Raw genomic sequence first — 17,410 nt, forward strand, 5'->3', positions numbered from 1 at the left:
CTGACCCGGGCCCCACAAAGAGAAAGGCGGCCGGGCGCTCTCGCCTCAGCCGCCATCGGCGCACAGCGCCGCGAGAACCGCGATGGACGTTAAGACCATGGCGGCCTCGAAAGCCGCGCGTCAGGAGCGCGACGGCATGGACACCTTGCGGCCGACGCCGTCGAGCGGCGGCAGGCCGGCATGGGCGGCGCGCATGGTGGCGATCCGCTCCAGCACATCGTCCGGGAAAGGCACCACGCGGCGCGAGCCGAGATCCACATGGAGCGTGATCTGCTCCGACGTGGCTGACACCCAACCATCTCTGGCATGATGCAGCGACTGGAAGAGGTGCAGCCTCTTCTCGTCATAGTCGAGCAGCCGCATGGTCACGCGCACCGGCGAGTCCGGCGCCAGTTCGCGGGCGTAGCGGATGTGGGATTCGCCGGTGAAGAAGGAGGCGCCACGTCCACGGGCATAAGCCGGCCCGAGCCCGAGCAGACAGAGCGCCTCGTCCAGCGCCCGGTCGAAGATCAGCGTGTAATAGGCCACGTTGAGGTGGCCGTTATAGTCGATCCAGTTGCTCTCCACCTTCATGGAGGAGGACACGAACGGAGCAAAGAACACGGGTTCAAAGTCGATTCGGTCGAGCATGGCCGCCTCGCTTCGTCAGGTTTCAGATTTTGCCGCTTGTGAGAGCACTGTGCCGTGCTAGGAGGCATTCGTCACCCTGAAAAAGCACCGCCAAGGCGAATCAAAAAAGTCACTGTCAAGTCGAAACTGTTCCTAAAACGGTTCAATCCACTTTCGCGCCCTCCGGGACCCGCCCGCTCGGCGCAGACAAAGGTTAAGGATTTGTAAATGGTTGCCGCAGCCGCGAAATCCGACAGTGCAATGCCCGATCGCATCGCCCAGGCGGTGCAGCGCCTGCAGGCCGCACTGGATCACAAGGTCGTTACGGGCCGCGCCGTGCGGGAACAGCACGCGAACGTGACGACCTACCTGCCCAACGAGCCCGCGGACGCCGTTGTTTTCGCTGAATGCACGGAAGATGTGCAGGCTGTCGTCCGCATCTGCGACGCACTGTCGGTCCCGGTGATCCCCTGGGGCGCGGGTACCTCGCTGGAAGGCCATGTGAACGCCCCCTTCGGCGGCATCTGCATCGACCTCTCGCGCATGAACCGCATCGTGGCCGTCAACACCGCCGACCTCGACTGCGTGATCGAGCCCGGCGTCACCCGCAAGCGGCTGAACGAGGAGCTGCGCGACCAGGGCCTGTTCTTCCCCATTGATCCCGGCGCCGACGCCTCGCTGGGCGGCATGGTCTCCACCCGCTGCTCGGGCACCAATGCGGTGCGCTACGGCACCATGAAGGACAACGTGCTGTCGCTGAAGGTGGTGACGCCCACCGGCGAGATCCTCACCACCGCCACCCGCGCGCGCAAATCCTCCGCCGGCTACGACCTCACCCGCCTCTATGTGGGCGCGGAAGGCACGCTCGGCATCATCACCGAGATCACCCTGAAGCTTTACGGCATCCCGGAGGCAGTCTCCGCCGCTGTCTGCCCCTTCCCCAGCATCGAGGCCGCCTGCAACACGGTGATCGCCACCATCCAGAGCGGCATCCCTGTGGCGCGCATCGAGCTTCTGGACGAGGAGCAGGTGAAGGCCTCCAACGCCTACGCCAAGCTGGCGCTGGCCGAGACTCCCACCCTCTTCCTCGAATTCCACGGCACGGAAGCCAGCGTCCACGAGCAGGCCGATCGCTTCGGCGAACTGGCGGCCGAATATGGCGGCGGCCCGTCGGTGTTCGCGGTGAAGCCGGAGGAGCGCACCAAGCTGTGGCAGGCGCGGCACGATGCCTATTGGTCCGTCCTGCCCATGCGGCCGGGCGCCAAGGCGGTGGCCACCGACGTGTGCGTGCCCATCTCCAGCCTCGCCGAGTGCGTGATGGAGACCAAGCGCGACATCGTGGAGATGGGCCTCATCGCCCCCATCGTCGGCCACGTGGGCGACGGCAATTTCCACACCACGCTGATGGTGAACGTGGACGACCCGGAAGACCTCGCCAAGGCCAAGCACTACATGAAGCGTCTGGTGGAGCGCGCCCTCGCCATGGGCGGTACCTCCACCGGCGAGCACGGCGTCGGCCAGGGCAAGATGAAATACATGGAGGGCGAGCACGGCGCCGCGGCGCTGGAGGCCATGCGCGCGATCAAGCGGGCGCTCGACCCCAAAAACATCATGAATCCGGGAAAAATCGTCGCGATCTGATCGCATTCCCTGCGCATAGGGTTAAGCGGCCCTTTATGATCGGGGCCTCATCGGGAGACGCGTGTGCAGGGCATTCTCATCAGCCTCGCCTCGGCGATAGTCCTCGCCATCAGCGCGGCGTTCGCCGCGCCGTTCGTGGTGGACTGGAACCAGTGGCGCGGCACGTTCGAGACCGAGATGGGCCGCACGCTGGGCCTGCCCGTGGTGATCCGCGGCCCCATCGAGGCGGAGATCCTGCCCGCCCCCCGCATCGTGCTGCGCGACGTGACCCTCGGCGACGTGGTCTCCACCGGCGGGACGGTGAAGGAACTGACCGCCGAGCTCTCCCTCGGCGCCCTGATGCGCGGCGACATCCAGGCCACCGGCGTGACCCTGCGCAAGCCGCAGATCCGCGTGGTGCTGGACAGTGCCGGCCGCGTCGCCATGCCCACGGGCACCGGACGGGCGGCGGAACTCTCCATCGCCCGGCTGGAGGTGGAGGACGGCAGCCTTGATCTGCTCGACCGCGCCTCCGACCATCGCGTCAGCATCGATGACCTCGACCTGAAGGGCGAGGCGCGCTCGCTCACCGGCCCCTTCCGCCTCGATGGCGAGGTGCAGGCCGGCGAGGCGCGGTTCGCCGTGCGCTCCACCCTCGGCAAGATCGGCGATGACGGTGCCGGCAAGCTGCGCATCGTGCTGGACGGGCGCACCCGGCCCTATGCCCTCGATCTCGACGGCAGCCTCAACGTGGCCGGCGCCAAGCCGCGCTTCGACGGCCGCGCCACCCTCTCCCGCCATGCCGGCGACGGGGCGGAAGCCTGGCAGCTCTCCGGCACGCTGAAGGCGAGCCCCGAGGCGGTGCTGGCGGAAAGCCTCGACCTCGCGCTGGGCGGCTCGGCCACCCCGGCGCAGCTCACCGGCTCCGCGCGCCTCGCCCTCGGCCGCGCCATCGGCCTTGATGCGGTGCTGAATGCCCGCAGCCTCGACATCGACGCCGTGCGGGCCGCCACCGGCACCAAGGACGCCGACGCAGGCAGCGGCAGCCCGGCCGCCTCCCTCGCCCGCTTCCTCGGTGGCGTCGCGGCCCTGCCGGCGCCGGACATCGCCTCGCGCATCGGCCTCTCCGTGGAACAACTGGTGCTCGGCGGCACCATGGTGCGCGACGTGCGCGCCGACATTTCCGGCTCCGCCGCCGGCTGGCGGGTGGACAGCGCCGAGGCGCAGCTCCCCGGCAAGGCCTCGCTCCGCCTTTCCGGCATGCCGACCCGCGCCAATGGCGGCGGCGGCTTCGACGGCAACGTCTCCTTCGCCGCCGATGATCCGGCCATCTTCCTGCGCTGGGCCGCCCCCACCGCGCCGCGCGACTATGTGGCGGCGGCGAAGGGGCCGGTGCGCATCTCCGGCCGCGTCACCGCTGGTCCGTCGCGCATCGCGGTGGACATGCTGGACGCCACGTTCGCCGCGAGCCGGGTGCGTGGCTCGGCCTCCGCCGCGCTGCCGGACAACGCGCCGCCCAAGCTCGACCTGCGCCTGTCGCTGGACGGCTTTGACCTCGACCCGCTCATTGCCGCCGTGCAGACCGCCTCCACCGCCGTGGGCGGCGGCGCCGACGGCCAGGTGGCCATTGACGGGCGCAATCTCACCCTCTCCGGCCTGCCGCTGCGCGCCTTGAACCTCGAAGGCTCGGCCACCGGCGGCAATTGGCGCCTCGCCCGCATCGTGATGGACGATTTCGCCGGCCTGCGCGTCGAGGGCGCCGGGCGGATGGAGAATTTCTCCACCACCCCGCGCGGCGAATTCAACATCACCGCCTCCGGCGCCAAGGCGGACGGCCTCGTGCCGGTGGCCCGCCTGCTCGCCGGGCAGGAGACCGCGCAGGTCGTCGGCAATCTCCTACCCATCGCCTCGCCAGTGAAGCTGACCAGCACGGTGGTATGGGCGGAGGCGGGCGGCCGCAACGTCACCATTGCCGGCACGCTGGGACAGATTTCCGGCGACATCGCCTTCGCCCGCACCACCGCCGGCGTGCCGCTGCGCATCGCCCTGAAGGCGGACGCGACGGACGGCGGACGCGCGCTCGCCGCCCTCGGCGTGGACGGCCTCGGCCAGCGGCTCGGCCCCGCCCGTGTGGAACTCTCCGTCGATCCCCTGACGCAGGACGAGGCGCAGGTGCGCGGCCGCATCAGCCTCGCCGACCTCACTGCGCAGGCGCAGGGCACCGCCCGCCTTTCCGGCGGCAGCATCGAGCCCAATCTCACCATGCGCCTTGATGGCGCCGACCTCGGCCGGCTGCTGCCGCAGGCCTCCGCCGCCGTGGAAGGGCCGGTGCCCACCGCCCTCGCCTTCACCCTCTCCCGCCGCGCCGGCGCCTGGCGGCTGGGCGAGCTGACCGGCTCGCTCGCGGCTGCGCCGATCTCCGGCAGCGTGGAGTTCGAGCCCGGCGCGGTGCCGCGCCTTTCCGGCAAGTTGGCGTTCGATACCCTGTCCGTGCCGCGCATCCTCGCCATGTTCGCCGCCCGCGCCAGTGCGGAGAGCGGGCCGGCCGGCCTGTGGAACACCGCGCGGCTCGCCCCCGCCTCGGCGGGCGGCATCGGCCTCAATCTGGAGCTCTCCGCCGGCCGCATCGCCGCGCTCGGCCCCTATGCGCTCGACAAGGGCCGTCTCGTGCTGGTCAGCGACGGCACGGATTTCGACCTGCGCGACCTCTCCGGCAGCCTCGGCGGCGGGCGCGTGGCCGCCTCGCTCCGGCTGAAGCGGCAGAACGACCTCATCCAGGCCGACGGCCGCCTCGTGCTGGAGCAGGTGGACGCGGGCGCCCTCATCGGCCCCACCGGCGCCCGCACGCCGCCCAAGGGGCGGGTGAACCTGCTGCTGGATCTCGGTGGCTCGGGCCGCAGCGTCCAGACCATCGTGCAGAGCCTCTCCGGGCAGGGTACCCTCGGCGTCCGCGACCTGGTGATCGAGAATGCCAGCCCCGCCGCCCTCGACGCCGTTCTCGCCGAGGCCGCGCCCCTCTCGCCGCCGCCCGACGAGCGGCGCACCGCGCAGATGCTGGACCGGGCGCTGGCCAAGGGGCCGCTCAAGCTCACCTTTGTGGAAACGACGCTCGGCGTGGTGAACGGCGTCGCCCGCCTCTCGCCCGCCCGCACCACGGCGGACGGCGTGCGCGTCGGCCTCTCCGGCAGCCTCGACCTGTCGCGACTCATTCTCGATGCGGGCATGGATCTGGAAGGCGCCGAAAGCGCCGGCGGCGTGCCCGGCGGCGCCATCTCCTGGCGCGGGCCGGTGGCCGCGCCCGAGCGGCGGGTGAGTGCGCCGGCTGCGACCAGCGTCATCGCCATGCGCGCCATCGAGCGCGAGACCCGTCGTCTGGAAGAACGCCAGCGCGGCGGCACGCCCGCCCCCGAGCCGGCCACCGCCCCGGCGGCGCCCGTGCCTGTCGCGCCGGTGTCCGTGACCCCGGCGCCGGTTGTTCCTGCGCCAGTTGTTGTTCCCGCCCCTGCGCCCGCGGCCATCGCCCCCGTGCAACCGGCAAGCCCGCAGCCGGCACCGCAGGTCGCGCCCGCGCCCCGTCCGGCCGTGACGGCGCCTGCCCCTTCGCCAGCACCAGCGCCTGTGGCGACCGCTCCGGCAGCTCCGGTCGTCGCGCCCGCGCCCCAGCCGGCTCCCGTGCCGGTGCCGCGTGCTGTGGATCGCAATCAGGAGATCGAGCGGCGGGATGCGCCTGCGTCCGGCTTCGGCGTGCCCACCGCCTCCGGCACCGCCGGCACCGCGACGCCGGGCGAGGTCCAGTCCCGCCAGACCCATCAGGCCGCGCCGGCCCGCACCGAACCCGAGCGCCAGCTGGAAAGCCACGCCACGCCCGAGCCCGCAGGGGAGACCCGGCGCTCGCCGGTGGTGCGCCAGACGCAGCCGCAGCCCCCCGCGCCACGTCGCACGGACCGGGTGGAGCCGCCGCCCCCGCCGCGCTTCGCCGTGCCGGCGCCCTCGGACGGCCAGCTGCCGCCCACCTCTGGCTTCGGCGACCTGCCGCGCCCGCCGGGTCTGGTGGGCGCGCGCTGAGCGGGTCGGTCAGGTCCGCTCGAGCGTCACATAAGTAAAGGCGGCTTCGTCCTTCTCGCCGCGGATCGGCCCCTCGCGGCCGGTCTCCCGCCATTGGGTGCGATCGAAGGCGGGGAAGAGCACGTCACCCTCAGGCGCTGCATCCACCTCGGTCAGGTGCAGCCAGCGGGCGATGGGCAGGGTCTCGCGAAACACCCGCTCGCCGCCGATGACCATGATGGCGTCCGCGCCCATGGCATCCGCTGCGTCATCCGCCAGCGCCAGCCCTTCCGCCAGCGAGGCGCCCCTCAGCACGCCCTCGGGCGGAGCGAAGGCTGGATCGGCGCTCACCACCACGGAGGTGCGCCCCGGCAGCGGCTTGCCGATGGATGAGAAGGTGCGCCGCCCCATCAGCAGCGGCTTGCCCCAGGTGATGGCGCGAAACCGCTTCAGGTCCGACGGCAGGCGCCACGGCAGGCCGCCGCCGACACCGATGACGCCGTTCCGGGACACCGCGACCACCAAAGCGAGGGGATGGCGGGTCGCGCTCATGCGGCTTGCTCCAATTGTGCGAGGGCGGTCTCGGCGGCGGCGATCCCGGAAATGTGCGCGCCATGGCAGGTGGAGAAGGCGGGGCCGCCCAGCGCCTCTCCCGCGAAGACGATGCGCGGATCGAACGGTTCGTGAAGCTTCGCGCGCAGATGCGCCTTGCCCGGCAGCGCGCAGGAATAGGCACCGCCGATGAAGGGCATGCCCGCCCAATCCGTGGTCAGGCGCCGCACCACATGGCGCCGCACGTCCTCCCCAAAGGCGGACGCCAGCACGCCGAGGGCAAAATCGGCCAGCGCATCCGGCCCCTCGCCCGCCATCGCCTGTGCCTCCGGCCCCGCCACATGGACGAGGGCCGCCGGGGCGCCACCCGGTCGCAGCATCGCCGAGGCGCCGGCCCGCTGGGGACGGGACGGGTCCACCGCGTCGAGCCCGGTGCGATCGGGCACGCCAAATACATCCCGGTCGAACAACAGCGCCACCTTCTCGGCAAAGCCCAAGGGCAGCGCGGCGAATGCCTCCGCGACGTCGGGTGGCAAGGCAGGATCGAAGGCGAGCCCGCCGGCGGCGATCACCGCCGTGGACACCGTGACGACCACCGCGCGGCAGGCGATGACGCCCCGCTCTGTCTCGATGGAGAGGCGCCGCCCCCTTCGGTCGATACGGCGGACGGGACAGCCGAGCGTCACCTTCAGATCGCCGGCAACCGCCAGCACCAGCGCGCCGTAGCCGTCGAGCACCGGCCAGTTGTCGTCGGTGTCGCGATAGAGCGCGAAATCCACGGCGGAGATGTCGGCCGGCCCGGCGGCCGACATCAATTCCAGCCAATGCCGGGCGAGGACGTCATACCGCCCGGCGCCCCGCTCCGAGATCACCTCGGCGGCGGAGATGTCGCGGCCGGCCCGGCCGGCGGCATAGATGGCCTCGAAAACGGCATCCACCTCCGCATCGGCGGCATCCTTCTCCGCATCGGTGAAGAAGCGGTCGCCGAGGAGGAGGCGCCGGCGCGGCACGGCGCTGCGCCCAACACGGAAGCCATGGGCAACGGCCAGGGCGGTAAAGGGATTGTCCCGCGCATCGTGCAGCCAGTGGCAGCCGAGGTCGAAGGGCACGCCAAGCGTGGTGGTGTCGGTAGCCGCCCGGCCGCCGGCGATGGGGGCGGCCTCGATGATCTCGAAGGGAACGCCCGCTGCCCTCAGCCGTGCTCCGGCCGCAAGGCCGGCGGCGCCGGCCCCGATCACGACCACATCGGTCTCAGCGGTCACGCAGCGGGTTCCGGCCGGCTACTTCTTGTTGCGGAAAACGTCGAGCTGCACCACCTGCGCGCCGCCGGCGGGCTTTTCCTCACCCTCGGCAGCGGTCGCCGCGCTGGCGAGCGCCGGCTCGGAGGCGGCGCCGGGCGCGGGCTTGAGCGGGGTCGGCGCGTTGGAGGCCGGGCCGGGTCCGTTGGCCGAGACGGGCGTCTCCAGCGGGGCGTCGTCCGTCTCTTCCCCATCCGCATCGGCGGTGAGGGTCTCGAACTGCAGGCCGAACTTCACGGCCGGATCGAAGAAGCCCTTGAGCGCGGTGAAGGGCACGAGCAGGCGCTCGGGAATGCCGCCGAAGGAGAGGCCGACCTCGAACGAGGTCTCGGTGACGATCAGGTCCCAGAACTGGTGCTGGAGCACGATGGTCATCTCTTCGGGGTACTTCTCCTTCATCCGCTGCGAGAGCCGGACGCCCGGCGCGCGGGTGTCGAAGGAGATGAAGAAATGGTGGTCGCCCGGCAGGCCGGTCTTGGCCACGTCCGTGAGCACCCGGCGCACCACGGAGCGCAGGGCCTCCTGGGCGAGAAGATCGTAGCGGATGTGATCGACCGTCATGAGCCCGCTTAAGTCCCCTCCGGCCTGATGACGAGCCAGGCTCCGGAGACCTTCCGGGCGGCACCGTGAACGGGTGGCGCCGCGGCCGAAAGGACGAACGAAGGAGCGCGATTCCCCCCTTCGGCCGGTCGGGAGGGAAGTGGAGGCTTCTGTTGCCAGGTGCCTCCGAACCCCGCCTATCCAGTGCTACCCGGTAGGACTTTGATTTCGATCGTCAAACCGCTCACGCGGCCTGAGCAACCGGAGCATAGTTGTCGTTGGCAACTATAAGTTTAGCCCGATAACGGCGGTACAATGCCGAGCGAAAGAATGCTCTTTACACCCTCGTCGATCCTATTTCGCCCCCGCCGGAACCCGCCTTTCCCAAGGGAAAAACGGGCTTTGGTGGAGGCGCCGGGTACCGCCCCCGGGTCCGAAAGGCTTATTCCAACACCGATTTATCGCCATAGCCGACTTGCGCCGGCCCGGTGAATATAGGCGCCGCCGCCGGCCGATGAAAGGGGCGCGGGGCAGAATGTCCCGTCCTGTCCCCCGTTCCGCGCCGCGGGCCCTTCCGACCTCATGTCTTGGCGCAGTGGCAGCCTTCCAGATGGTCGTCCACCAGCCCGCACGCCTGCATGGCGGCATAGACGATCGTGGGGCCGACAAACTTGAAGCCCGCCGCCTTGAGCCGCTTGGACAGAGCCTTCGATTCGGCCGTCTCGGCCGGCACGTCGGCGATGCGGCGGGGGCGGTTCACCTTCGTCTCGCCGTCCACCGCGTCCCACATGACGTCGGTGAAGGCGATTCCCTTGTCTCTGAGGTCCAGATAGGCGCGGGCGGAGAGCACCGCGCCCTCCACCTTGGCCCGGTTGCGCACGATGCCGGCATCCTGCATCAGCGCCTCCACCTTGGCGGCGTCGTAGCGGGCCATGGTCTCCGGCTCGAAGCCGTCGAAGGCGCGGCGGAAGTTCTCCCGCTTTCTCAGGATGGTGATCCAGGAGAGTCCGGCCTGGAAGCCGTCCAGCAGCAGCTTCTCGAACAAGGCGCGGCTGTCACGCTCCGGCACGCCCCATTCGGTGTCGTGATAGGCCATGTAGAAGGGATCGGTGCCGCACCAGAAGCAGCGGGCATGGCCGTCCGCGTGCGCGATCAAAGGCTGGCGCACGGGCTTCGGCGCGGCATCGTCCATTCTCTCGGTCTCCTCAGGCCCTGAAACGTCAGGTGGGCTTGAACTTGGCGTCCAGCGCGCTGACCTTCTTTTCCCAATCCAGCGGGAAGGTCGCCCATTCCGGCTTGCGCAACTCCACCTCCACCGCCCCGGCGGTCAGCGGCACGCCCTCGGCACGGGCGTCCGTGGCGCGATCGAGGCGGACGGTGGCGATGCCCCGCCCCTCGGTAACGGAGGTGAGCTGGCCGACGCTCTTGTCGCCGGCGACGATCTCCTGGCCCACCGCGAGCGGGGTGGGGAAGATCACTTCCACCAGCCGGTTGCGCGGGGTCGAGCGGTGCTCCATGCGGCTCACCACCTCCTGCCCCACATAGCAGCCCTTCTTGAAGTCCACGCCGCCGAGCTGGTCCATGTCGGCCTCGTGGGGGAAGGTGTCGCCATAGGTGAAGTCCGCCCCACCCTTGGGGATGCCCAGCGCGATGCGGTGCGCCTCATAGGCGGCGAGATCGCTCGAAAGCCCCTCGGCCGCCGCCTTGTCCAGCACCAGCCGCTGGCCGAGGCCGGGATAGCGCGGATCGGTGAAGAGCCGGCCTTCCGGCAGCGCGCCGTGATCGCCGAACACGGCGGCAACCGCGAGGTCGGCCGCCACCGCGAACGTCACCTTGGCCCGAAGGCGATGGAAGATCAGCCGTTTGAGGAGATCCTCCGCCCGGTCCGCGGGGGCGTCGAACAGGAAGCTCTCCTCGGCGAGGCAGTAGAACAGGAAGTCGGAGATGATCTTGCCCTGCGGGGTGAGCAGGCCGCCATAGCGGGCGTCTCCCTGCGCCATGGTCTTCACGTTGCAGGTGATGACACTGTGCAGCAGCTTTACCGCATCGGGGCCATCGGCACGAATGAGGGTACGATCGTTCAAATGAATGAGCGGCATAGGGGCCGTCCTTGTCAGCAAAATAAAAAACAGATTTAAGGCCGGCTGCCTGTCCCCATCAAGAGTGAGCCCCTCCCATGCCCGTGACTTTCGATCTGCTGCTCAAGGGCGGCGCGGTCGCGACCCCCGCCGGCATTGCCGTTGCCGACATCGGCGTCACGGGCGGGCGCATCCGCGCCATCGGTGATCTTTCCGCCGCGAGCGCGGGCGAGGTGGTGGACGCCACCGGCCTCCACATCCTGCCGGGCGTCATCGACACGCAGGTACATTTCCGCGAGCCGGGGCTGGAGCAGAAGGAAGACCTGGAGACCGGCTCCCGCGCCGCCGTCATGGGCGGCGTGACCGGTGTGTTCGAGATGCCGAACACCATTCCCCAGACCACCAACCCCTCCGCGCTGGAAGACAAGATCGCGCGGGCGACGGCCCGCATGCATTGCGACTTCGCCTTCTATGTGGGCGGCACCCATGACAATGTGAAGGACCTGCCGGAGCTAGAGCGCCTGCCCGGCGCGGCCGGCATCAAGGTGTTCATCGGCTCGTCCACCGGCTCGCTGCTGGTGCCGGACGACGACGGCGTGCGCAACATCCTGAAGGTCATCCGCCGCCGCGCCGCCTTCCATTGCGAGGACGAGCCCCGCCTGCAGGAGCGCAAGGCCTTGCGCGTGCCGGGCGATGCTTCCTCCCACCCCGTCTGGCGCGACGAGATCGCGGCGCTCACCGCCACCCGGCGGCTCGTCAACCTCGCCCGCGAGACCGGCGCGCGGGTGCATGTGCTGCATGTGACCTCGGCCGAGGAGATGGATTTCCTCGCCGACGCGCGCGACGTGGCCTCGGTGGAGGTGACGCCCCACCACCTAACCATGGCCGCCCCGGAATGCTACGAGCGGCTCGGGACGCTGGCCCAGATGAACCCGCCGGTGCGCGAGGCGCGCCATCGCGACGGGCTGTGGGCGGCCATCGCCAACGGCGTGGTGGACGTGCTCGGCTCCGACCACGCGCCGCACACGCTGGAAGAAAAGAGCAAGCCCTATCCCGAAAGCCCCTCGGGCATGACCGGCGTGCAGACGCTGGTGCCGCTGATGCTGGATCACGTTGCCGCCGGTCGCCTGACGCTGGAGCGCTTCATCGACCTCACCAGCGCCGGTCCGGCCCGCCTGTTCGGCATCGCCGGCAAGGGGCGGATCGTGGTGGGCTACGACGCCGACTTCACCGTGGTGGACCTGAAGCGCCGCGCCACCATCACCAACGGCTGGATCGCCTCGCGCGCCCAGTGGACGCCCTATGATGGAAAGGAAGTCACCGGCTGGCCCGTGGGCACCTTCGTGCGCGGCCGTAAGGTGATGTGGGAAGGCGAGCTCACCGGCCCGTCCGCCGGCCAGCCCATCCGCTTCCTGGAGACGCTTCAGCCGCAGGGCTGAGGCGTCGGCCCCGTTCCCCGGACACGCGACGGCGCAGCCGGAGCGCTGATCCGGGGTCCAGCGCGAGAGCTCCCGCGCAGCGAACAAAACCCGAGATCGCTGGGATCAGGAAGCGCCTTCGGCGAACCTCTGCGCTGGGCCCTGGCTCGCATTCCGCTATCGCTGCATGCGTCCGGGACGCGAGAGCCCCCTCACCGGACCGGCGGCTGCTCGCGCACGCGGGTGAGCACGGCCTCGGGGCTGGCATAGGCTTCCTGCAGGTCGACGCTCCAGTAGCGCAGTTCGTCGAGCGGGATGATCTGCCCGGTCACGGCACAGCGCACGAAGCTGCCGGGCCGCAGGATGCGGAATTCACCATCGAGGTAGCGCACCTCCGCCTCGCCATGGGGCTCGGGGAAGCGTTCGAATCTGTTCATCACCTGGGGAGCGTCCCGAAAACTGGTCTGCCGGAAGGATAGCCCTTTGCGCCGCAACGCGAAAGGGGCGCACGATCAGGGGTCGAAAAGTGTCGGTCCCTCTACCTTTCGTGGCTTGCGGCCGGCCGGGCGCGGCGCCGGCCGGGGGGGCGAATCCGGCGGCGGAGCCCCCTCCCCGGCCTGCACGGCGACCCGGCCATCGGCGAATTCCAGGCTCAGGGCCGCGCCGTCCGCGATGTCCGCCGCCCGCCGCACCGCATGGCCGCCGGCATCCCGCACCAGCGCGAAGCCGCGGCCCAGCACCTCCCTGTAGGAGAGCGCCTTGAGCAGTTGCGCCAGGGCGGCGAGACGCGCCGTGCGGCGCTCCTTCTGCACATCCAGCGCCCGGCGCATGCGCCCGTCCAGCACCTCAAGGCGTTCGCCCGCCCGGGCCAGCCGCGTGCGCAGCGCCTCCGGGGAGAGGCGCGCCTGCACCGCCGCGAGCTGAAGCCGGTGGGCGGAAGCGTTGGCCCGCAAGGCGCGGGGCAGCCGCTCGGCGGCGAGGTCGAGGCGCTGGCGCGGCTGGGCCAGCAGGGTTTCGGCGGCCGGCAGGAGCCGGGCGAGGCCGCGCAGGTCTGCACGGCGCCGGTCGAGCAGGCGCAAGGGCGCGGCGATCAGGCGCGCCCCGAGATCTTCCACCGTGGCGATGAGATCGGTGCGCACCGGCACCACCATCTCGGCCGCGGCCGTGGGGGTGGGCGCGCGCACGTCGGCGGCGAAATCGATGAGGGTCACGTCGGTCTCATGGCCCACGGCCGAGACCAGCGGGATCATGCTCTCCGCCGCCGCGCGCACCACCGCCTCGTCGGAGAAGCCGAGCAGATCCTCCAGCGCGCCACCACCCCGCGCCACCACGATCACGTCCGGCCGGGGAATGGGGCCGCCCTCCGGCAGATCGTTGAAGCCGCGGATGGCGGCGGCGACCTCGGCGGCTGAGGTCTCGCCCTGCACCCGCACCGGCCACACCAGCACCCGGCGGGGGAATCGGTCATTGAGGCGGTGGAGGATGTCGCGGATCACCGCCCCGGTGGGCGAGGTGACGACGCCGATCACCTTGGGCAGGAACGGCAGCTCCTGCTTGCGGGCGGGATCGAACAGGCCTTCGGCGGCGAGGCGGCGCTTGCGCTCGTCCAGCATGGCCATGATGGCGCCGGCGCCGGCAAACTCCAGCGTTTCGATGACGAGCTGGTAGCCGGACTTTCCCGGATAGGTGGTGAGCTTTCCGGTCGCCACCACCTCCAGCCCCTCCTCGGGCTTGAGGCGCAGGCGCTGGAAGGTACCCTTCCAGATCACCGCATCGAGCCGCGCACCGGCATCCTTCAGCGAAAAATAGGCGTGGCCGGAGGAATGGGGGCCGCGATAGCCGGAAATTTCGCCCCGCACCCGAACGTGGCCGTAAGCGTCCTCCACCGTCCGGCGCAGGGCGGCGGACAGCTCGGAAACGCTCCATTCGGGCGCGTTGGCCCTGACTTCGGCATCATCGGTCATGCGAATCGGAACCCGGACGGGTGGTGTCCCAGCATAACGGGAAGGTGCCCCATGCGGCGAGCGCAGAGCCCTGCCCCTTGTTTGCGCGGCCTTGAGCCGATAGGCGAAGAGAGCACAAAATCAAGATCCGTCGGAAACTCGGGGGAGGCCGCATGAACATCCTGCTGCTCGGTTCGGGAGGGCGTGAGCACGCCCTCGCCTGGAAGCTGGCGCAGAGCCCAACCATCGGTCAGTTCTACGCCTTGCCCGGCAATCCGGGCATCGCCGAGTTCGCGGACGTGGTGGAAGGCATCCCGCTGTCCGCCCACGACACCATCGTGAAATGGTGCCAGGAGCATACCATCGACCTGGTGGTGGTCGGCCCCGAGGCGCCCTTGGTGGCCGGCCTCGTGGATCGCCTCGCCGCCGCCGGCATCCTCGCCTTCGGCCCCACCGCGGCGGCCGCCCGGCTGGAGGGCTCCAAGCTCTTCACCAAGGAATTGTGCAAGGCGAACGACATTCCCACCGCCGCCTTCGGCCGCTTCACCTCCACCGCCGAGGCCGCCGCCTACATCCGCGGGCAGGGCGCGCCCATTGTGGTGAAGGCGGACGGGCTGATGGCCGGCAAGGGCGTGGTCGTCGCCCTCACCGTCGAGGAGGCGGTGGACGCGGTGGAGCAGGTGTTCGCCGGTGGCGGCACCGAAGTGCTCATCGAGGAATTCATGGAGGGCGAGGAGGCGAGCCTGTTCGCCCTCGTGGACGGCGAGACCGTCGTCGCCTTCGGCAGCGCCCAGGACCACAAGCGCGCCTATGACGGCGACCTCGGCCCCAACACCGGCGGCATGGGCGCCTATTCCCCCGCCCCGGTGCTGACACCGGAGTTGGAGCGCCGGGCGATCGAGGAAATCCTCATCCCCACCGCCCGCGCCATGGCCAAGGCCGGAACGCCCTATCGCGGCGTGCTCTATGCCGGCCTCATGCTCACCACCTCCGGCCCCAAGCTGGTGGAATACAATTGCCGCTTTGGCGATCCCGAATGCCAGGTGCTGATGCCGCGCTTCGCCGGTGATCTGGTGGAGGTGCTCCACGCCACCGCCGCCGGCCGCCTCGCCGAGGTGACGCCGCAATGGTCCCCGGTCTCTGCCATGACGGTGGTCTATGCCTCGCGCGGCTATCCCGGCCCGCACCAGATCGGCTCGCCCATCGGCGGCCTCGGCGAGGCGTCGGCGCTGGAGGGCGTCACCGTGTTCCAGGCCGGCACGCGGATGAAGGGCGGCACGCTCGTCTCCAACGGCGGGCGGGTGCTGAACGTCACCGCCACCGGGACGACGCTGGCCGATGCCCGCGCGCGCGCTTACGCCGCCATCGCCCGCATCGACTGGCCGGACGGCTTCTTCCGCTCCGACATCGGCTGGCGGGCGCTGGGGACGGCCGACTGATGGCCGAGAAGGCCCCCCTCCCCGTCCTCGACGACTTCCCGGTGAAGGCGCGCGACACCATCCGCTACGGCGACACCGACATGCTCGGGCACGTCAACAATGCGGTGTTTTCCACCTTCCTGGAGACCGGGCGCACCCACCTGCTGCTGACGCCGCGCCGTCTCGCCCCCCAAGGCATGGGCTTCGCGCTGGTTCGCCTCGTGCTCGACTACCGGGCGGAAATGCACTGGCCGGGCGAGGCGGATATCGGCACGGGCGTCATCTCCGTCGGCCGCAGCTCGGTAGGCCTCAGGCAGGCCATCTTCCAGGATGGCCAATGCATGGCGACCGCCGAGACGGTGGTGGTGCTGTTCGATCTCACTGAACGACGCGCCGCCCCCCTGCCCGACGACATGCGCGCCGCCCTCGAAGCGCTCCGCGTGGCCTGACGGCCTCCGCAATTCCCTGAACCGCCAGACAGGTGCGCTCCCCCGGGAGGCACCTCGCCGCGCCTCTAAACCACATTTAAATTATGTTTTTGACGTGGATTCACATTCGATATTAAATTCGGGGAAATAGTCGAAAGTGAAATTCACGAGGTCCACCATGACAGCGGTTCGCGGACAGGTCCTGCGGGACAGCCTGCTCTTCCTCACCGCCTACGGCATCATCGTCGCGGCGGTCATCTTCGGCTGAAAGGCCTGAGGCTAAACGGGTTTCGGCCGGGCCAGGCCGAATCGCGCGGCGAGGCGGTCGAAGGCCTCGGCGGTGGCGGGGTCGATGGGTATGCCATCGCGGCGGCGCTCCTCCGCCACCCTCCATTCCCGGTCGCCCGGCGCCATCACAATATCCCCCGGCGCACGACGTGAATTGCGCAGCGTATGACGATAGCGCTGCATGGCCGCGTCGAACTCCTCCTCCGGCAGGAAGGCGCCCGGCTTCATCGCCATCACGAAGGCCCCCACGTTGCGTGGGGTGCCGAAGTCCGGCCCACCCATGGGCGCGATGTCGAACGAGAGCCGCGCCCCCGCAAGGACCGCGCTGAACACCTCCACCACGCCGGCAAGCGCCGCGCCCTTGAAGCCGAAGGCGGCACCGAGCGGGGCCAGCATCTCCACCTTGTGCGGATCGGTGGTGTCGAAGCCGTCGCCGTCGGAGGCGACTTCCGGCGGCAGGGATTGCCCGAGGCTCCGATAGAGCAGCACCCGATTGTAGGGCACGGCGCTGGTGGCCATGTCGAGGAACCACGGCGCCTCGCCCTTCACCGGCACCCCCATGGCGATGGGATTGGTGCCGTGAAAGCGCTCCGCCCCGCCATGCAGACGCACGAAGCTGTCCGAATTGCAGAAGGCGAGGCCGATGAAGCCCTTCTCCGCCGCCGCCAGCGCATAGGCGCCCGCTGCGCCGAAATGGGAGGAGTTGCGGATGGCCACCGCGCCGATGCCGTAGAGGGCAGCATTCTCCATCGCCCGGTCCATGGCCGCATAGGCGGCGCGGGCGCCATGGCCGTGGCCGGCATCGAGCGTCGCGACAGCCGCCGCGCCGGCCCGGAAGTCGAGCGTGGGATGGCCGTTCACCCGGCCGCCCTCGATCACCGTCACATAATGGTCCAGCAGCCGCACGCCGTGGCTGTCCACCCCGAAGCGCGAGCCGTGCAGCATGGCGCGGGCCGCCGCCTCGGCGCTCGCCGCATCCGCCCCTGCCGCCGTGAGAGCCGCGCTGCAGAAGGCGAACAAGGCGTCCTCCCGGTGCCGTTCGAGGGCGGAGGAGCGGGCGGGAGCGGGCACGGACATGGGGCAATCCTTGAGACGGCGCTGGGGTGGCTCAGCGTGTGTCCTTTGTATGCATTGGACGGTGATGGTGTAAACTCCCTTTCACGCGGCAGGCGGT

Annotated in this window: 14 protein-coding genes and 1 other RNA gene; 5 read left to right on the forward strand and 10 right to left on the reverse strand. The window is 70.2% G+C overall.

Features of this window, described 5'->3' with window-relative positions; genetic code table 11:
• Nucleotides 1-120: 120 nt before the first annotated feature.
• A complete protein-coding gene (locus FHT36_RS11655) occupies nucleotides 121-630 on the reverse strand; it encodes a thioesterase family protein (RefSeq protein ID WP_169122655.1) in 510 nt (169 codons plus the stop codon).
• 207 nt (nucleotides 631-837) lie between these two features.
• Between FHT36_RS11655 and FHT36_RS11660 the strand changes: the two genes are divergently transcribed.
• The gene (locus tag FHT36_RS11660) at nucleotides 838-2,250 is read left to right on the forward strand and encodes an FAD-linked oxidase C-terminal domain-containing protein (protein ID WP_169122656.1); all 1,413 of its coding nucleotides are present in this window, start codon (nucleotides 838-840) and stop codon (nucleotides 2,248-2,250) included.
• Between the two features lie 63 nt (nucleotides 2,251-2,313).
• Entirely contained in the window at nucleotides 2,314-6,294 is a 3,981-nt protein-coding gene (locus FHT36_RS24850; protein WP_169122657.1) for an AsmA family protein, read from the forward strand.
• Between the two features lie 9 nt (nucleotides 6,295-6,303).
• On the opposite strand, the gene FHT36_RS11670 is transcribed toward FHT36_RS24850, so the two are convergent.
• From FHT36_RS11670 to FHT36_RS11695, 6 genes are all read right to left on the reverse strand, one after another.
• On the reverse strand, nucleotides 6,304-6,825 hold the full coding sequence (locus FHT36_RS11670; protein ID WP_169122658.1) for a dihydrofolate reductase: 522 nt from the start codon (nucleotides 6,823-6,825) through the stop codon (nucleotides 6,304-6,306).
• Nucleotides 6,822-8,087 (reverse strand): FAD-dependent oxidoreductase, encoded by a 1,266-nt coding sequence (locus FHT36_RS24855; protein ID WP_169122659.1) that lies wholly within the window; start codon nucleotides 8,085-8,087, stop codon nucleotides 6,822-6,824. Before FHT36_RS24855 ends, FHT36_RS11670 begins: the two co-directional genes overlap by 4 nt.
• An 18-nt stretch (nucleotides 8,088-8,105) precedes the next feature.
• Complete coding sequence (locus FHT36_RS11680; RefSeq protein WP_169122660.1) at nucleotides 8,106-8,684, reverse strand: SspB family protein; 579 nt, start codon at nucleotides 8,682-8,684, stop codon at nucleotides 8,106-8,108.
• A 138-nt stretch (nucleotides 8,685-8,822) separates the two neighbouring features.
• Nucleotides 8,823-9,187: a transfer-messenger RNA gene (gene ssrA, locus FHT36_RS11685) on the reverse strand.
• Between the two features lie 56 nt (nucleotides 9,188-9,243).
• A complete protein-coding gene (locus FHT36_RS11690; RefSeq protein ID WP_169122661.1) occupies nucleotides 9,244-9,855 on the reverse strand; it encodes a DNA-3-methyladenine glycosylase I in 612 nt (203 codons plus the stop codon).
• 28 nt (nucleotides 9,856-9,883) lie between these two features.
• Nucleotides 9,884-10,762 (reverse strand): folate-binding protein YgfZ, encoded by an 879-nt coding sequence (locus tag FHT36_RS11695; protein ID WP_169122662.1) that lies wholly within the window; start codon nucleotides 10,760-10,762, stop codon nucleotides 9,884-9,886.
• Between the two features lie 77 nt (nucleotides 10,763-10,839).
• Between FHT36_RS11695 and FHT36_RS11700 the strand changes: the two genes are divergently transcribed.
• Nucleotides 10,840-12,180: a dihydroorotase gene (locus FHT36_RS11700; protein WP_169122663.1), complete on the forward strand. Its 1,341-nt coding sequence runs from the start codon at nucleotides 10,840-10,842 to the stop codon at nucleotides 12,178-12,180.
• Nucleotides 12,181-12,371: 191 nt separating this feature from the next.
• On the opposite strand, the gene FHT36_RS11705 is transcribed toward FHT36_RS11700, so the two are convergent.
• Complete coding sequence (locus tag FHT36_RS11705; protein ID WP_169122664.1) at nucleotides 12,372-12,596, reverse strand: DUF2093 domain-containing protein; 225 nt, start codon at nucleotides 12,594-12,596, stop codon at nucleotides 12,372-12,374.
• Between the two features lie 75 nt (nucleotides 12,597-12,671).
• A complete protein-coding gene (xseA, locus tag FHT36_RS11710; RefSeq protein ID WP_169122665.1) occupies nucleotides 12,672-14,123 on the reverse strand; it encodes an exodeoxyribonuclease VII large subunit in 1,452 nt (483 codons plus the stop codon).
• A gap of 152 nt (nucleotides 14,124-14,275) precedes the next feature.
• On the opposite strand from xseA, the gene purD reads away from it, so the two are divergent.
• Both purD and FHT36_RS11720 read left to right on the forward strand, forming a co-directional pair.
• Nucleotides 14,276-15,541 carry a phosphoribosylamine--glycine ligase gene (gene purD / locus FHT36_RS11715; RefSeq protein WP_169122666.1) on the forward strand — a complete coding sequence of 422 codons (1,266 nt, stop codon included), beginning with the start codon at nucleotides 14,276-14,278 and terminating at the stop codon, nucleotides 15,539-15,541.
• Nucleotides 15,541-15,969, forward strand: coding sequence for a thioesterase family protein (locus tag FHT36_RS11720; protein ID WP_169122667.1), 429 nt, complete (start codon nucleotides 15,541-15,543; stop codon nucleotides 15,967-15,969). Before purD ends, FHT36_RS11720 begins: the two co-directional genes overlap by 1 nt.
• A 258-nt stretch (nucleotides 15,970-16,227) precedes the next feature.
• Here the strand turns inward: FHT36_RS11720 and FHT36_RS11725 are convergent, their stop codons facing one another.
• Nucleotides 16,228-17,313 carry an Ldh family oxidoreductase gene (locus FHT36_RS11725; protein ID WP_169122668.1) on the reverse strand — a complete coding sequence of 362 codons (1,086 nt, stop codon included), beginning with the start codon at nucleotides 17,311-17,313 and terminating at the stop codon, nucleotides 16,228-16,230.
• Nucleotides 17,314-17,410: the final 97 nt, after the last annotated feature.

The organism is Xanthobacter sp. SG618 (assembly GCF_012932745.1).
Taxonomy (GTDB): Bacteria; Pseudomonadota; Alphaproteobacteria; order Rhizobiales; family Xanthobacteraceae; genus Xanthobacter; species Xanthobacter flavus.

Bases quoted from the DNA above. Each gene is read 5' to 3' on its own strand.
- FHT36_RS11725 (WP_169122668.1), bottom strand. From the start codon at position 17,313: ATGTCCGTGCCCGCTCCCGCCCGCTCCTCCGCCCTCGAACGGCACCGG.
- FHT36_RS11660 (WP_169122656.1), top strand. From the start codon at position 838: ATGGTTGCCGCAGCCGCGAAATCCGACAGTGCAATGCCCGATCGCATC.
- FHT36_RS11655 (WP_169122655.1), bottom strand. From the start codon at position 630: ATGCTCGACCGAATCGACTTTGAACCCGTGTTCTTTGCTCCGTTCGTG.
- FHT36_RS11670 (WP_169122658.1), bottom strand. From the start codon at position 6,825: ATGAGCGCGACCCGCCATCCCCTCGCTTTGGTGGTCGCGGTGTCCCGG.
- purD (WP_169122666.1), top strand. From the start codon at position 14,276: ATGAACATCCTGCTGCTCGGTTCGGGAGGGCGTGAGCACGCCCTCGCC.
- FHT36_RS11695 (WP_169122662.1), bottom strand. From the start codon at position 10,762: ATGCCGCTCATTCATTTGAACGATCGTACCCTCATTCGTGCCGATGGC.
- FHT36_RS11705 (WP_169122664.1), bottom strand. From the start codon at position 12,596: ATGAACAGATTCGAACGCTTCCCCGAGCCCCATGGCGAGGCGGAGGTG.
- FHT36_RS11720 (WP_169122667.1), top strand. From the start codon at position 15,541: ATGGCCGAGAAGGCCCCCCTCCCCGTCCTCGACGACTTCCCGGTGAAG.
- xseA (WP_169122665.1), bottom strand. From the start codon at position 14,123: ATGACCGATGATGCCGAAGTCAGGGCCAACGCGCCCGAATGGAGCGTT.
- FHT36_RS11690 (WP_169122661.1), bottom strand. From the start codon at position 9,855: ATGGACGATGCCGCGCCGAAGCCCGTGCGCCAGCCTTTGATCGCGCAC.
- FHT36_RS11680 (WP_169122660.1), bottom strand. From the start codon at position 8,684: ATGACGGTCGATCACATCCGCTACGATCTTCTCGCCCAGGAGGCCCTG.
- FHT36_RS11700 (WP_169122663.1), top strand. From the start codon at position 10,840: ATGCCCGTGACTTTCGATCTGCTGCTCAAGGGCGGCGCGGTCGCGACC.